The organism is Micromonospora cremea (genome assembly GCF_900143515.1).
Classification (GTDB): Bacteria; Actinomycetota; Actinomycetes; order Mycobacteriales; family Micromonosporaceae; genus Micromonospora; species Micromonospora cremea.
Map to the genome: position 1 here is coordinate 122,484 of NZ_FSQT01000002.1, position 14,453 is coordinate 136,936.

The 14,453-nt window shown below is 71.3% G+C and carries 13 protein-coding genes; 6 read left to right on the forward strand and 7 right to left on the reverse strand.

Going from position 1 to position 14,453, the window contains the following annotated elements:
- Window positions 1-13: 13 nt before the first annotated feature.
- Window positions 14-349 carry a hypothetical protein gene (locus tag BUS84_RS13935; RefSeq protein WP_074312777.1) on the reverse strand — a complete coding sequence of 112 codons (336 nt, stop codon included), beginning with the start codon at window positions 347-349 and terminating at the stop codon, window positions 14-16.
- A gap of 291 nt (window positions 350-640) precedes the next feature.
- The gene (locus BUS84_RS13940; protein WP_074312779.1) at window positions 641-1,594 is read right to left on the reverse strand and encodes a heme o synthase; all 954 of its coding nucleotides are present in this window, start codon (window positions 1,592-1,594) and stop codon (window positions 641-643) included.
- Between the two features lie 265 nt (window positions 1,595-1,859).
- On the opposite strand from BUS84_RS13940, the gene tkt reads away from it, so the two are divergent.
- The 6 genes from tkt to pgl all read left to right on the forward strand — a co-directional run bounded on the left by tkt (window position 1,860) and on the right by pgl (window position 10,459).
- Complete coding sequence (gene tkt / locus BUS84_RS13945; RefSeq protein ID WP_074312781.1) at window positions 1,860-3,998, forward strand: transketolase; 2,139 nt, start codon at window positions 1,860-1,862, stop codon at window positions 3,996-3,998.
- Window positions 3,999-4,014: 16 nt separating this feature from the next.
- Entirely contained in the window at window positions 4,015-5,193 is a 1,179-nt protein-coding gene (gene tal, locus BUS84_RS13950; RefSeq protein ID WP_074318786.1) for a transaldolase, read from the forward strand.
- Window positions 5,194-5,269: 76 nt separating this feature from the next.
- On the forward strand, window positions 5,270-6,919 hold the full coding sequence (locus BUS84_RS13955) for a glucose-6-phosphate isomerase (protein ID WP_074312783.1): 1,650 nt from the start codon (window positions 5,270-5,272) through the stop codon (window positions 6,917-6,919).
- A gap of 2 nt (window positions 6,920-6,921) precedes the next feature.
- Complete coding sequence (gene zwf, locus BUS84_RS13960) at window positions 6,922-8,472, forward strand: glucose-6-phosphate dehydrogenase (RefSeq protein WP_074312785.1); 1,551 nt, start codon at window positions 6,922-6,924, stop codon at window positions 8,470-8,472.
- A gap of 43 nt (window positions 8,473-8,515) precedes the next feature.
- On the forward strand, window positions 8,516-9,532 hold the full coding sequence (locus tag BUS84_RS13965) for a glucose-6-phosphate dehydrogenase assembly protein OpcA (RefSeq protein ID WP_074312787.1): 1,017 nt from the start codon (window positions 8,516-8,518) through the stop codon (window positions 9,530-9,532).
- A gap of 156 nt (window positions 9,533-9,688) precedes the next feature.
- Complete coding sequence (gene pgl / locus BUS84_RS13970) at window positions 9,689-10,459, forward strand: 6-phosphogluconolactonase (protein WP_074312789.1); 771 nt, start codon at window positions 9,689-9,691, stop codon at window positions 10,457-10,459.
- Between the two features lie 76 nt (window positions 10,460-10,535).
- Here pgl and BUS84_RS13975 read toward each other — a convergent pair whose 3' ends face one another.
- From BUS84_RS13975 to gap, 5 genes are all read right to left on the reverse strand, one after another.
- Window positions 10,536-10,880, reverse strand: coding sequence for an RNA polymerase-binding protein RbpA (locus BUS84_RS13975; RefSeq protein WP_074312791.1), 345 nt, complete (start codon window positions 10,878-10,880; stop codon window positions 10,536-10,538).
- 137 nt (window positions 10,881-11,017) lie between these two features.
- Complete coding sequence (gene secG, locus BUS84_RS13980) at window positions 11,018-11,278, reverse strand: preprotein translocase subunit SecG (protein ID WP_074312793.1); 261 nt, start codon at window positions 11,276-11,278, stop codon at window positions 11,018-11,020.
- Between the two features lie 95 nt (window positions 11,279-11,373).
- A complete protein-coding gene (gene tpiA / locus BUS84_RS13985) occupies window positions 11,374-12,165 on the reverse strand; it encodes a triose-phosphate isomerase (protein ID WP_074312795.1) in 792 nt (263 codons plus the stop codon).
- Window positions 12,166-13,365 (reverse strand): phosphoglycerate kinase, encoded by a 1,200-nt coding sequence (locus tag BUS84_RS13990; protein ID WP_074312797.1) that lies wholly within the window; start codon window positions 13,363-13,365, stop codon window positions 12,166-12,168.
- On the reverse strand, window positions 13,362-14,366 hold the full coding sequence (gene gap, locus BUS84_RS13995; RefSeq protein ID WP_074312799.1) for a type I glyceraldehyde-3-phosphate dehydrogenase: 1,005 nt from the start codon (window positions 14,364-14,366) through the stop codon (window positions 13,362-13,364). The genes BUS84_RS13990 and gap overlap by 4 nt, the downstream gene beginning before the upstream one ends.
- Window positions 14,367-14,453 lie beyond the last annotated feature (87 nt).

Sequence of the window (14,453 nt, forward strand, 5' to 3'; positions counted from 1 at the left end):
TCAGGTGTCTATCTCAGCGGGCCATCGTGCGCCGGGCCATCGACCGCCAGAGGTCGTTGCTCGGGCGCATCTGGTCCATCAGTTCACGCTCCCAGGCGTTCTCGACGGTGACTCCCGCCTTGGCGCACGCTTCCCGCGCGGTGACGGTGTCGTCGGCGAACTGGTCGCCCCACTCACCGTCGGAACCCACGAGGACGATTCGCGCGCCACGCTTGCCGACGTACTCGATGACCGCCTTCGCTCCGCCGTGTCCGGCGGCGAACGCCCTGAGACCCGCGACCAGGCCGTGGGGCGCCTGCTCGGCGGAGGTCTGCTCGGCCGTCAGCGTCGTATCGGAACCATCTGCCATGACGCGAAGCCTAAGCAGAGTTGCACTTGGTTGGGCGAGAACCATGAAGCTTTTGTGATGCCAATTACCTACAGGTTTAAGGAAGGCCAAAGGTTGACTGTCCGGTTTTATCCGGACTTTCCGCTCCAAAACACGTGGGTAATTCGGGACCCACTCACCGCAGGTTGAGCCGATCCGGCTCATGCCGAAAGTTACGCTGATGTGACGTTAAACCCGGACAACTCATCCATGACCGTGATTAGTCAAAGGATGCCACCCCGCCTACGGGCGGAACCCGCGTCGTGCAGGGGGTCAGATCAGCGCGTCGACCGCGACGGCCACGAAGACGATGGTCAGGTACATCGTCGACCAGTGGAACAGCCGCATCGGCTTGACCGCCTCGCCGCGCTTCGCCCGCCCGCAGAGCCGGTGCGCCTCGACCAGGAAGACGGCACCCACCACCAGGGTCGGTACCCCGTAGATCGCGCTGAGCCCCAGCGGCCAGACCGCGAGCGAGGTGAGCACGGTGAGCCAGGCGAAGATCAGGATCTCGGCGTTCACCCGGCGGGTGGAGGCCACCACCGGCAGCATCGGGATCCCGGCCCGGGCGTAGTCGTCCTTGTACTTCATGGCGAGGGGGTAGAAGTGCGGCATCTGCCAGAAGAAGACCACCGCGAACAGGCCCCAGGCGGCCGGCGCCAGCGAGCCGGTCACCGCCGCCCACCCGATCAGCACCGGCGCGGCCCCGCAGGCCCCGCCCCAGAAGGTGTTCGTCGGGGTGGAGCGCTTGAGCCACAGGGTGTAGACGAGGTCGTAGTAGGCGATCGCGGCGAGGGTCAGCCCAGCGGCCAGCAGGTTGGTGAACGCCGCCATCAGGACGACCGAGACCGCCGCCAGCACCAGACCGAAGACCAGCGCGCTCCGCGGCGACACGGTGTGCGCCGGCAGCGGCCGACGCTTGGTACGCCGCATCAACTGGTCGATGTCCCGGTCGATGTAGCAGTTGAGCACGCTGGCCGCGCCCGCGGCGAGTGAGCCGCCGACCAGCACCACGGCCATCAGCCACAGCGACGGCAGACCACCGTCGGCGAGCATCATCGCCGGGACGGTGGTGACCAGCAGCAGCTCCACGATCCGCGGCTTGGTGAGCGCCACGTACGCCGAGAGGACCGCTCGCACGTCCCGCCGCGCCACCGGACCCTCGACCGCCCGCGCCGGGGGCCGCCCGGCAGGGTTGCTCGCGGGGCGCTCGGTGATCATGCTCACGGATTGCCACCTTCCGGCATCGGCACGGGGAGATCGGATCTGCAGGACCCGCTCGGGGTCCGCATACCGACCCACACACTACGCGTTGTCGTTTTGGCTGCCCGGCCGACCCGACAACGGTGCGGGCCGTCACACCACCGGGTTGAACGACGCGACGCGCCGTCACGTACCGCACACCATGCAGAGATCCCCGGGCGGACGTTTATGCCCGCTCGATAGGGTCACCAGTGAGGGTTCCGCCCATCTGCCTAGGAGCACAACCATCGTGGCTGCCAACCGACCCGAGCACTCCGCACTCAACTGGTCCGACCTCGACCGCCGGGCCGTCGACACCGTCCGCGTGCTGGCCATGGATGCCGTGGAGAAATCCGGCAACGGCCACCCGGGCACCGCGATGAGCCTGGCGCCCGCGGCCTACCTGCTCTTCAACCGGGTCATGCGGCACAACCCGGCCGACCCGAACTGGCCCGGCCGGGACCGGTTCGTGCTCTCCGCCGGGCACTCCAGCCTGACCCTCTACATCCAGTTGTTCCTCTCCGGCTATCCGATGAGCCTTACCGACCTGCAGTCGCTGCGGCAGTGGGGCTCGCTCACCCCGGGTCACCCCGAGCACGGGCACACCCCGGGCGTGGAGACCACCACCGGTCCGCTCGGCCAGGGTCTGGGCAACGCGGTCGGCATGGCCATGGCGGCCCGCCGTGAGCGCGGCCTGTTCGACCCGGAGACCGATCCCGGCGCGTCCGTCTTCGACCACGACATCTGGTGCATCGTCTCCGACGGTGACATCGAGGAGGGCATCAGCCACGAGGCCAGCGCCCTCGCCGGGCACCAGCAGCTGGGCAACCTCACGGTGATCTACGACGACAACGAGATCTCGATCGAGGACGACACCCGGATCGCCAAGAGCGAGGACGTGGCCGCCCGCTACGAGGCGTACGGCTGGCACGTGCAGACCGTCGACTGGCGCCGCGGCGACGCCGACCAGGGCGACTACCACGAGGACGCCGAGGCGCTCTACCAGGCGCTGCTGGCCGCCAAGGCGGAGACCGGGCGTCCCTCCTTCATCGCGCTGCGCACGATCATCGGCTGGCCCGCGCCCAACAAGCAGAACACCGGCAAGATCCACGGTTCGGCGCTCGGCGCCGACGAGGTGAAGGCCACCAAGCGGATCCTCGGCTTCGACCCGGACAAGAGCTTCGACGTCGACGAGGAGGTGCTCACCCACGCCCGCACGGTGATGGGCCGGGGCTCCGCCGCGCAGCAGGAGTGGACCACCGCGTTTGACGCCTGGAAGGCGGCCAACCCGGAGCGCACTGCGCTCTACGAGCGGATGGCCGGCCGGGTGCTGCCCGAGGGCTGGGCCGACGCGCTGCCCACGTTCCCCGCCGACGCCAAGGGCCTGGCCACCCGGGCCGCCTCCGGCAAGGTGCTGGAGGCGCTCGCGCCGGTGCTGCCGGACCTGTGGGGCGGCTCGGCCGACCTGGCCGAGAGCAACAACACCACCATGAAGGGCGAGCCGTCCTTCATTCCGGCCGGGCACGCCACCAAGGACTTCCCGGGCCACGAGTACGGCCGCACGCTGCACTTCGGCATCCGCGAGCACGCCATGGGGGCGATCCTCAACGGCATCGCCCTGCACGGCGGCACCCGCCCGTACGGCGGAACCTTCCTGGTGTTCAGCGACTACATGCGCCCGTCGGTGCGGCTGGCCGCGCTGATGAAGCTGCCGGTGACGTACGTCTGGACCCACGACTCGATCGGCCTGGGCGAGGACGGCCCGACGCACCAGCCGGTGGAGCAGCTGACCGCGCTACGCGCCATCCCGGGCCTGGACGTGGTCCGCCCGGCCGACGCCAACGAGACCGCGTGGGCGTGGCGCCAGGCGCTGGAGCACACCGACCGGCCGACCGCGCTGGCGCTGAGCCGCCAGGCGCTGCCGACCCTGGACCGCGACGTCCTGGGCGCCGCGGACGGGGTGGCCAAGGGCGGTTACGTGCTGGCCGAGGCGTCCAGCGGCAAGCCGCAGGTCATCATCATCGGCACCGGCTCGGAGGTGCAGCTCTGCCTGACCGCCCGGGAGCGCCTGGAGGCCGACGGCACGCCCACCCGGGTGGTTTCGATGCCCTGCCAGGAGTGGTTCTACGAGCAGGACGAGGCGTACCGGGAGTCGGTGCTCCCGCGCGGGGTAAAGGCACGGGTGAGCGTGGAGGCGGGCATCGCGATGTCCTGGCGCGGCGTGGTCGGCGACCTCGGCGAGAGCGTCAGCCTGGAGCACTACGGGGCGAGCGCCCCGCACACCGTGCTCTTCGAGCAGTTCGGGTTCACCCCCGACCGGATCATGGCGGCGGCACACGCCTCGCTGGCCCGGGTGGGCGACATCACCGGTTTCACGACCGGCAACTGAGGGGAGCGTGGACGGCATGACGGACAGGCTGAGTGAGCTCACCGCCGCGGGTGTGGCGGTGTGGCTGGACGATCTTTCCCGGGTACGACTGAGCTCTGGTGGGCTGGACCAGCTCCGCCGGGAGAAGCACGTGGCCGGGGTGACCACCAACCCGACGATCTTCGCGAAGGCGCTGAGCGACGCCGACGAGTACAACTGGCAACTGCGCGACCTCGCCATGCGGGGGGTGGACGTCGAAGAGGCGGTGCGCATGCTCACCACGTACGACGTGCGGTGGGCCTGCGACGTGATGCGCCCCTCGTTCGACTCCAGCGCCTGCGTCGACGGCCGGGTCTCCATCGAGGTGGACCCGCGGCTGGCGCACGAGAGCGACCGGACGGTCGCCGAGGCCAAGGCGCTGTGGTGGCTGGTTGACCGGCCCAACCTTTTCATCAAGATCCCGGCCACCGAGGCGGGCCTGCCGGCGATCACCGCCACGCTGGCCGAGGGGATCAGCGTCAACGTGACCCTGATCTTCGGGCTGGACCGCTACTCAGCGGTGATGGAGGCGTTCCTGGCCGGCCTGGAGCAGGCCAAGGCGAACGGGCACGACCTGTCCACCATCGGGTCGGTGGCGTCCTTCTTCGTCTCCCGCGTCGACTCCGAGGTCGACAAGCGGCTCGAGAAGATCGGCTCCGAGCCGGCGAAGGCGCTGAAGGGCAAGGCGGCCATCGCCAACGCCCAGCTGGCGTACGAGCGCTACGGCGAGGTGTTCTCCTCCGACCGCTGGCAGGTGCTCGCCGACGCCGGCGCGCACCCCCAGCGGCCGCTGTGGGCCTCCACCTCGACGAAGAACCCGGACTACCGGGACGTCATCTACGTCGAGGAGCTGATCGCCCCCGGCACGGTCAACACCATGCCGGAAGCGGTCATCCACGCGTACGCCGACCACGGTGAGACCCGCGGCGACACCATCGCCGGCACCTACGACGCGGCCCGCAAGGTCTTCGCCGACCTGGAGTCGGTCGGGGTGGACATGGCCGACGTGATCGCGACCCTGGAGCGCGAGGGCGTGGAGAAGTTCGCGACCAGCTGGCAGGAGCTGATCGACGGCGTCCGCAAGTCGCTGGAGGCGGCAGCCTCCGGCAAGGGTTCCCCGAACGAGGCCGCCAAGGGCAACGCGAAGGCCGCCCAGCAGGCTGGTGGTAACGCATGAGCGAGCCGAGCGAGCGAAACAGCAAGCTCAGCGTCCGGGAGTCTCGTGCCGCCGCCGCGCGAAGCGGGGTGGCGGCATGAGCGACCTGTTGGGCGGGCCGGTGGAGGCAGCCGCCGGGCTCGCCGTGTACGGCGCGGACGCCGTCGACAAGTCCGCACCGGCCTCAACCCGGGACGCGCTGGTCAGGGCCGAGGTCCCGGGCCGGCTGGCAGCCAAGGACGCGAGCCTGTGGGGGCCGGACGCCGAGGCCGAGGCGAAGATCCGGCTCGGCTGGGTGGACACCCACCGGCGTAGCCGGGAGCTGCTGGTGCAGCTGGCCGAGTTGACCGCGGAGCTGGGTGACCTGGATCACGTGGTGCTCGCCGGCATGGGCGGCTCGTCGCTGGCCCCGGAGGTGATCGCCCGCACCATGGGCCGGCCGCTGACGGTGCTGGACACGACCGACCCGGGCCAGGTCCGGGCGGCGCTGGGTGACCGGCTGGAGCGCACCGTGGTGGTGGTGGCCAGCAAGTCCGGTTCGACGGTGGAGACCGACAGCCACCGACGGGCCTACTGGCAGGCGTTCCTGGACGCCGGGATGACCGAGGCGGAGGCCGGTCGGCACTTCGTCATCGTCACTGACCCCGGCTCGCCGCTGGAGGCCACCGCCACCGAGATGGGCGCGTTCACCGTGCTGGCCGACCCGAACGTGGGCGGCCGGTACTCGGCGCTGACCGCGTTCGGGCTGGTGCCCTCGGCGCTGGCCGGGGTCGAGGTGGCGGAGCTGATCGACCAGGCCGACGAGCTGGTCGCCTCGCTCGCCGGGGATCGGGACAATCCGGCGCTCGCGCTGGGCGCCGCGCTGGGCGCCGCCGCCACGTTGGCCCGGGACAAGGTCGCACTGGTCTCCGACGGCACCGGCATCGAGGGGTTCGGCGACTGGGCCGAGCAGTTGATCGCCGAGTCGACCGGCAAGGCCGGGGTGGGCATCCTGCCGGTGGTGGTGGAGTCCCCGCGGAGCCCCGGCGCCACCGGCCCGGACGTGTTGACCGTCAGCTACGGCGGCGCACTGGCGCCCGGCGACACGCCGGGCGGCGGCGCCAGCCCGGACGTGGCGGTCAACGGTCCACTCGGCGCGCAGTTCCTGGCCTGGGAGTACGCCACCGCGGTGGCCGGGGTGGTGCTCGGCATCGACCCGTTCAACCAGCCGAACGTCACTGAGTCCAAGGAGAACACCAACAAGATCCTGGCCTCGGGCCTGCCGGCGGAGACGCCGTCGTTCACCGAGGGCGCGATCGAGGTGTACGCGCCGCAGGGCGCCCCCGGTGACCTGACCGGCGTGCTGCGCTGGCTGCTCGACGCGCTGGGCGACGACGGCTACGTGGCGGTGATGGCGTACCTGGACCGCTTCGCCGACGCGGACACGGCCCGGCTACGTACGCTGCTGGCCGAAGCTGGCGGCCGGCCGGTCACCTTCGGTTGGGGGCCACGGTTCCTGCACTCCACCGGCCAGTACCACAAGGGCGGCCCGCAGGTGGGCAGCTTCCTCCAGGTGACCGGCGCGGTCGCCGAGGACCTGCCGGTGCCGGGCAAGCCGTACACCTTCGGCGAGTTGCAGGCGGCGCAGGCTGCCGGCGACCGGCAGGCGCTGGCCGGCCGGGAGCGGCCGCTCCTGCGGCTGCACCTGACTGACCGGGCCGCCGGCGTCGCCCAACTACTTGACGCGGCCGGTGAGCTGCGGGCGTGAGGATGGACGACGTGACACAAGCGGAGCGAAAAAGCGGCGTGAACCCGCTGCGCGACCCGCAGGACCGCCGGTTGCCCCGGATCCCCGAGCCGTGCGCTCTGGTGATCTTCGGGGTGACCGGCGACCTGGCCCGCAAGAAGCTGCTCCCCGCGGTCTACGACCTGGCCAACCGGGGGCTGCTCCCGCCCGGTTTCGTGGTGCTCGGCTTCGCCCGCCGCGACTGGGGTGACGGCGACTTCGAGACGCTGGCCTGCGAGGCGGCGCGCAAGCACGCGCGTACCCCGTGGCGGGACGAGGTCTGGGCGCGGCTGGCCGGCAACATCAAGTTCGTCGGCGGGTCGTTCGACGACGACGCCGCCTTCGACCAGCTCGCCACGACGCTGGACGAGCTGCGGCAGAGCCACGGCATCACCGGCAACGCGGCGTTCTACTTCTCCATCCCCCCGGCCGCGTTCCCCGTCGTGCTCAAGCAGCTGGCCCGCACCGGGATGGCCGACAACGAGAAGTCCGGCGGCTGGCGCCGGGTGGTGGTGGAGAAGCCGTTCGGCAACGACCTGCCCTCGGCGAAGGCGCTCAACGACCTGGTCGATGACGTCTTCACCCGCCAGGACGTCTTCCGGATCGACCACTACCTGGGCAAGGAGACGGTCCAGAACATCCTCGCCCTGCGGTTCGCCAACAACCTGTTCGAGCCGCTGTGGAACTCCAAGTACGTCGACTCGGTGCAGATCACCATGGCCGAGGACGTCGGCATCGGCAGCCGCGCGGGCTTCTACGACACCGTCGGCACCGCCCGCGACGTGCTCCAGAACCACCTGCTCCAGCTCCTGGCCCTGGTGGCGATGGAGGAGCCGACCAGCTTCGACGCCGACGAGATCCGGACCGAGAAGCTGAAGGTGCTCAAGGCGATCACCCTGCCCAAGGACGTGGCCCGGGACACCGTACGCGGCCAGTACCTGCCGGGGTGGGTCGGCGGCGAGCGCGCGGTCGGCTACCTGGAGGAGCAGGGCGTACCTGCCGACTCCACCACCGAGACGTACGTGGCGGTGCGGCTGGGCATCCAGAACCGCCGCTGGGCCGAGGTGCCGTTCTACATCCGGGCTGGCAAGCGGCTGCCCCGGCGGGTCACCGAGGTCGCCATCATCTTCAAGAAGGCGCCGCACCTGCCGTTCAACGACGCCGACATGGAGTCGCTGGGCAACAACCAGCTGGTCATCCGGGTGCAGCCGGACGAGGGCGTGGTGCTCAAGTTCGGCTCGAAGGTGCCGGGCACCACGATGGAGGTCCGCGACATCGCGATGGACTTCCAGTACGGCGAGGCGTTCACCGAGTCCAGCCCGGAGGCGTACGAGCGGTTGGTGCTGGACGTGCTGATCGGCGACCGCACGCTCTTCCCGGACGCGGCGGAGGTCGAGCAGAGCTGGCAGGTGATCGACCCGCTGGAGCATGCCTGGGCGGGCACCACGCCGGAGCCGTACCGCGCCGGCGAGTGGGGGCCGCGGGCAGCCGACGAGATGCTGGCCCGCGAGGGCCGCGCGTGGCGGCGCGCGTGAGCGAGCGAACCAGCGAGCGCAGCGAGCGAACCAGGAGGCTCCAGTGATCGGGCTGTGGGACACCACCGGCAACGAGGTGGTCAAGGCGCTCGCCGCCGAGCGGCGCAGCGCCGGCGGGGTGGCCAGCGGCATGGCGCTCACCCTCATCGTGGTGGTGGACGAGAAGCGGGTCCGGGAGGCGGAGGCGGCGGCGACGATCGCGGCGGCCGCCCACCCGTGCCGGCTGCTGGTGGTGGTCCGCTCCGAGATCGAGCGGGACCGCAACCGGCTGGACGCGGAGATCGTGGTCGGTGGCCGGCTCGGCCCGTGCGAGGCGGTGGTCACCCGGATGTACGGGCGGCTGTCCCTGCACGCCGAGTCGGTCGTGATGCCGCTGCTGGTCCCGGACGTGCCGGTGGTCACCTGGTGGCACGGCGAGCCGCCGGCCGAGATCGCCACCGACTTCCTCGGCGTGGTCGCGGACCGGCGGATCACCGACACGGCGCAGGCCGTCGACCCGGTGGAGGCGCTGCGGCAGCGGGCCCGGGACTACGCCCCGGGCGACACCGACCTGGCGTGGACCCGGATCACCCCGTGGCGGACCCTGGTCGCCGGGGCGTTCGACACCACCGAGGCGCGGGTCACCGAGGCGACCATCGTCGCGCCGCCCAGTGACCCGACGGCGGCGCTGATGGCCGGTTGGCTGTGCAGCCGGCTCGACATCCCCCCACGCCGGGTGGACAGCAACGAGTTCCCGCGGATGCGTGAGGTGCAGCTGACCTGCGCCAACGGCGACAATCTGACGTTGACCCGCGAGGACAGCGTGGCGGTGTTCCGGCGGACCGGCCAGGACGACCGGGCCCTGCCGCTGGTGCGTCGGCCGCTCGGTGACGAGCTGGCCGAGGAGCTGCGCCGGCTGGACGCCGACCAGGTGTACGCGGAGGCGTTGGGCGCGACCGCCGGGCTGCGCGGGCTGGAGCAGCGTCCCCCGCAGCGGGTGCACGTCTGGAAGGATCCGGCCACCGCTCAGCGCGCCGAGGCCGGGGTCACGGCGCACGCCGGCACGAGCGGCGAGCGCTGATACCGCCGGCCGGGGCACCACTTCGGGGCAGGGTCGGGTGATCCCGGGTTCTCGCCCCGGGACCTCCGGGGCACCCCGCCCCGCCACATCCGGGCACCGGGCCCGGGCACGACGCGACAGCGACCGTTCCGCGGTCGGGAAACGAAGGCACAACCGATGAGTGAGGCGACTGTCGCCGTCCACGCCGACGCCGACCTGCTGGCGCAGGCCGTGGCGGCCCGGCTGCTGGTGAAGCTGCTCGACGCCCAGGCCGACCGGGGCGAGGCCTCGGTGGTGCTCACCGGTGGGCGGATCGCCGCGGCCGTGTACCGGGCGGTGGCACACCTGCCGGCCCGCGACGCGGTGGACTGGTCCCGGGTCGACGTGTGGTGGGGCGACGAGCGGTTCCTGCCCGCCGGCGACCCGGAGCGCAACGAGACCCAGGCCCGGTCCGCGCTGCTGGACGTGGTGCCGCTGAACCCGGACCGGGTGCACCCGATGCCCGCCTCCGACGGTCCGGCCGGAAACGACCCCGAGGCGGCTGCCGCCGCGTACGCCGAGGAACTGGCGCGCGCCGCCCGCCCCGGGCACGCCGCGCTGCCGCACTTCGACGTGCTGATGCTGGGCGTCGGGGAGGACGGGCACGTCGCCTCGGTCTTTCCCGAGCACCCGGTGCACTACGAGAGCCGGCCGGTGAGTGCGGTGCGGGGCAGCCCCAAGCCGCCGCCGGTGCGGACCACGCTCACCCTGCCGGCGATCAACACGGCCGAGGAGGTCTGGCTGGTGGCTGGCGGCGCGGACAAGGCGCGGGCGGTCGGCATGGCGCTGGCCGGGGCCGGGCCGGTGCAGTTGCCGGCCGCCGGGGTGCACGGCGTGGACCGTACCCGCTGGCTGCTGGACCGCGCGGCGGCAGCCGACGTACCGGCCCGGCTGCGCAGCCTGCGCTGAGCGCCCCGCGCTGAAGCGGCGCAACCCGCGAAAAAAGGGGCCCCTCGTCAACGCACGGCGTTGACGAGGGGCCCTTCTAACATTCGCCCCGGCGGCGGCGCAGCGCGGCGAGAGCCTCGGCGAGCAGCGCCTCCCCCTCCTCGGCGGTACGCCGCTCCTTCACGTACGCCAGATGGCTCTTGTACGGCTCGGCGCGGGCCCTCCCGGGCGGGTTCTGCGCGTCCTGCCCGGCGGGCAGGCCGCAGCGGGGACAGTCCCACAGCGGCGGCGCCACGGCGTCCGCGGCGATCCGGATGCTGGTCCGGTGGTCGTTACGGCACCAGTAGGTGACGTCCTGTCGGGGGGCTGGAGGGTGTCGCTCGTCCGGACGGACGGGTGCGGACCCGATCCGGGCGCCGCGGATGACGTTGCCACTCGGCACGGCTGCTCGCTCCTGTCGTCGGAGGGACCCGCCGTCTTCGGGGGTGGGCGGCGGGCGACGCGGTGCAGCGGAGAAAAGCCTGCGCGCGGCCCGTCTGGTGACGGACCGCGCGCAGATTGTACGACTTACGGGCCTGCTCAGGCGCCGCTGTTCATCTGGAGGCGGAGCCAGAGCCCCAGCCCGACGATCGCGGCGAACCAGACGACACTCACCAGAACGGTGTAGCGGTCCAGATTCTTCTCCGCCACCGAGGAGCCGGCGAGGCTGGAGCTGACGCCACCGCCGAACATGCTCGACAGACCGCCGCCCTTGCCGCGGTGCAGCAGGATCAGCAGGGTGAGCAGGACGCTCGTGATGATCAGCAACACGATCAACGTGTATGCGAACCAGATCGGCATGGCTGGGGTCAGTCCTCTCGTAGCGATCCTCGCCCGATCTGATCGGGCACGGCGGCACCGACCGGCGGACGGGCGGGGTCAAGGATACCGAGCGATCAGCGGGCGATGTGCTCCGGGAACCGGCAGATCTGCGCGAATTCCTCCGCGTCCAGGCTGGCGCCCCCCACCAGGCCCCCGTCCACGTCCGCTTGGGCCATGATCGTGGCGACGTTGGACGCCTTGACCGAGCCGCCGTAGAGGACCCGGACCTGGTCGGCGGTGTCCTGGCCGAAGCGCGCCGCCAGCCGCTGGCGGACCGCCCCGCAGACCTCCTGGGCATCGTCCGGCGTCGCGGTCTTGCCGGTACCGATCGCCCAGACCGGCTCGTACGCGACGACCACCTGCCGTACCTGCTCGGGGGTGAGCCCCGCGAGGCCCCCGTCGAGCTGGTCGGCGCAGTGCGCCACGTGCATGCCCTGCTCCCGGACGTCCAGCCCCTCCCCCACGCAGAGGATCGGGGTCAGACCGTGCGTCAGCGCCGCCTTCACCTTGGCGTTGACCAGCGCGTCGTCCTCGTGGTGGTAGGCCCGCCGCTCGGAGTGCCCCACCACCACGTACGAGCAGCCGAGCTTGGCCAGCATCGGGCCCGAGATCTCGCCGGTGTACGCGCCCGAGGCGTGCGGCGAGAGGTCCTGCCCGCCGTAACCGATCAGCAGCTTGTCCCCGTCCACCGCCGTCTGCACGGTGCGCAGGTCGGTGAAGGGCGGCAGGACGACCGTCTCCACCTCGGTGAGCTGCTTCTCGGTGAGGCTCGCGGCCAGCTTCTGCACCAGCAGGTTGGCCTCGAGGTGGTTGAGGTTCATCTTCCAGTTGCCGGCCATCAGTGGCCGGCGGGCGCTGCTCGCCATTCAGTTCTCCAAGGCCGCGATGCCGGGGAGGGTCTTGCCCTCGAGGTATTCCAAAGAGGCGCCGCCGCCGGTGGAGATGTGACCGAAACTGGATTCATCCAGCCCGAGGGCACGGACCGCCGCTGCGGAGTCGCCGCCACCGACGACGCTGAACGCGTCGGCCTTGGTGATCGCCTCGGCGATCCCCCGGGTGCCGGCCGCGAACGCCGCCATCTCGAACACGCCCATCGGGCCGTTCCAGAAGACCGTCTTCGCCTGGGACAGCGCGGCGGCGAAGCCGGCCACCGTCTCCGGGCCGATGTCCAGACCGAGCCGGTGGCTCGGAATGCCGTCGACACGGACCGTGTCGTGCGCGGCGTCCGGCGCGAACGCGTCCGCCACCACCACGTCGACCGGGAGCATGATCTTGCCCCCGGACCGCTCCATCAGGTTGCGGCAGGTCTCGACCATGTCCTTCTCCAGCAGCGAGGTGCCCACCTCGAGGCCCTGGGCCTTCAGGAAGGTGAAGCACATCCCGCCGCCGATGAGCAGCCGGTCGACCGTCGGCAGCAGGGCCTCGATCACCGCCAGCTTGTCGGAGACCTTGGACCCTCCGAGCACCACCACGTACGGCCGCGCGGGGTCGCTGGTGAGCGTGGAGAGCACCTCGACCTCGCGCAGCACCAGCCGGCCGGCCACGTGCGGCAGCCGGGCCGGCACGTCGTACACGCTGGCGTGCTTGCGGTGCACGGCGCCGAACGCGTCGTCGACGTACGCGTCGCCGAACGCGGCGAGCTGGTCGGCGAAGGCGCCCCGCTCGGCGTCGTCCTTGCTGGTCTCACCCGCGTTGAAGCGCAGGTTCTCCAGCAGGGCGACCTGGCCGTCGGCCAGGTCCGCGACGGTGGAGCGCGCGGAGTCGCCGACCGTGTCGGTGGCGAAGTGCACCGGCGCACCGAGCAGCTCACCGAGCCGCCCGGCGACCGGGCGGAGGCTGAACTGCGGGTCCGGCGTGCCCTTCGGGCGACCCAGGTGCGAGCAGACGACCACCTTGGCGCCGGCCTCGACCAGCGCACCCAGCGTCGGCAGCACCGCGCGGATCCGGCCGTCATCCGTGATGTCACCGGTCTGCTTGTCGAGCGGGACGTTCAGGTCGGCGCGCACCAGCACGCGCCGACCCGACACCCCCTCGGCGAGCAGATCGTCGAGGGTACGGATGCTCACAGCGACGAACCCACCAGCTTGACCAGGTCGACCAGGCGGTTGGAGTAGCCCCACTCGTTGTCGTACCAGCCGACGACCTTGACCTGGTTGCCGACGACCTTGGTCAGCGGCGCGTCGAAGATGCACGACGCCGGGTCGGTGACGATGTCGGTGGAGACGATCGGGTCCTCGTTGTAGACCAGGATGCCCTTGAGCGGGCCGTCCGCGGCGGCCTTCAGCGCGGCGTTGACCTCGTCGACGGTGGTCTCGCGACCCACGTTGACGGTGAGGTCGGTGACCGAGCCGGTCGGGATCGGCACCCGCAGGGCGTACCCGTCGAGCTTGCCCTTGAGCTCCGGCAGCACCAGGCCGATCGCCTTGGCGGCGCCGGTGGAGGTCGGAACGATGTTCAGCGCGGCGGCCCGGGCCCGGCGGAGGTCCTTGTGCGGGGCGTCCTGGAGGTTCTGGTCCTGGGTGTACGCGTGGATCGTCGTCATCAGGCCGTGCTGGATGCCGAACGTGTCGTGCAGGACCTTCGCCATCGGCGCGAGGCAGTTGGTGGTGCACGAAGCGTTGGAGATGATGGTGTGCTTCGCCGGGTCGTAGGTGTCGTGGTTGACGCCCATGACGACCGTGACGTCCTCGTTCTTCGCCGGGGCGGAGATGATGACCTTCTTGGCCCCGCCGTCGACGTGCGCCTTGGCCTTGGCGCCGTCGGTGAAGAAGCCGGTCGACTCGATGACGACGTCGGCGCCGACCTCACCCCACGGCAGCGACGCCGGGTCCTTCTCGGCGTACGCCTTGATGGTCCTGCCACCGACGGTGATCTCGTCGGCGGTGGCCTTGACCTCGTACGGCAGGCGACCCAGGATGCTGTCGTACTTGAGCAGGTGGGCGAGCGTGGCGTTGTCGGTCAGGTCGTTCACCGCCACGACCTCGATGTCGGCGTCGGACGCCAGCACTGCCCGGAAGAAGTTACGGCCGATCCGGCCGAAGCCGTTGATGCCAACCCGGATGGTCACAGGTCCCATCTCCTCGCGTTCTGGTCCGCCGGCTTCAGACAACGGGCCGGCGGAGTGGTGTGCGCCGACCGTTGGAGCCGGCCGTTG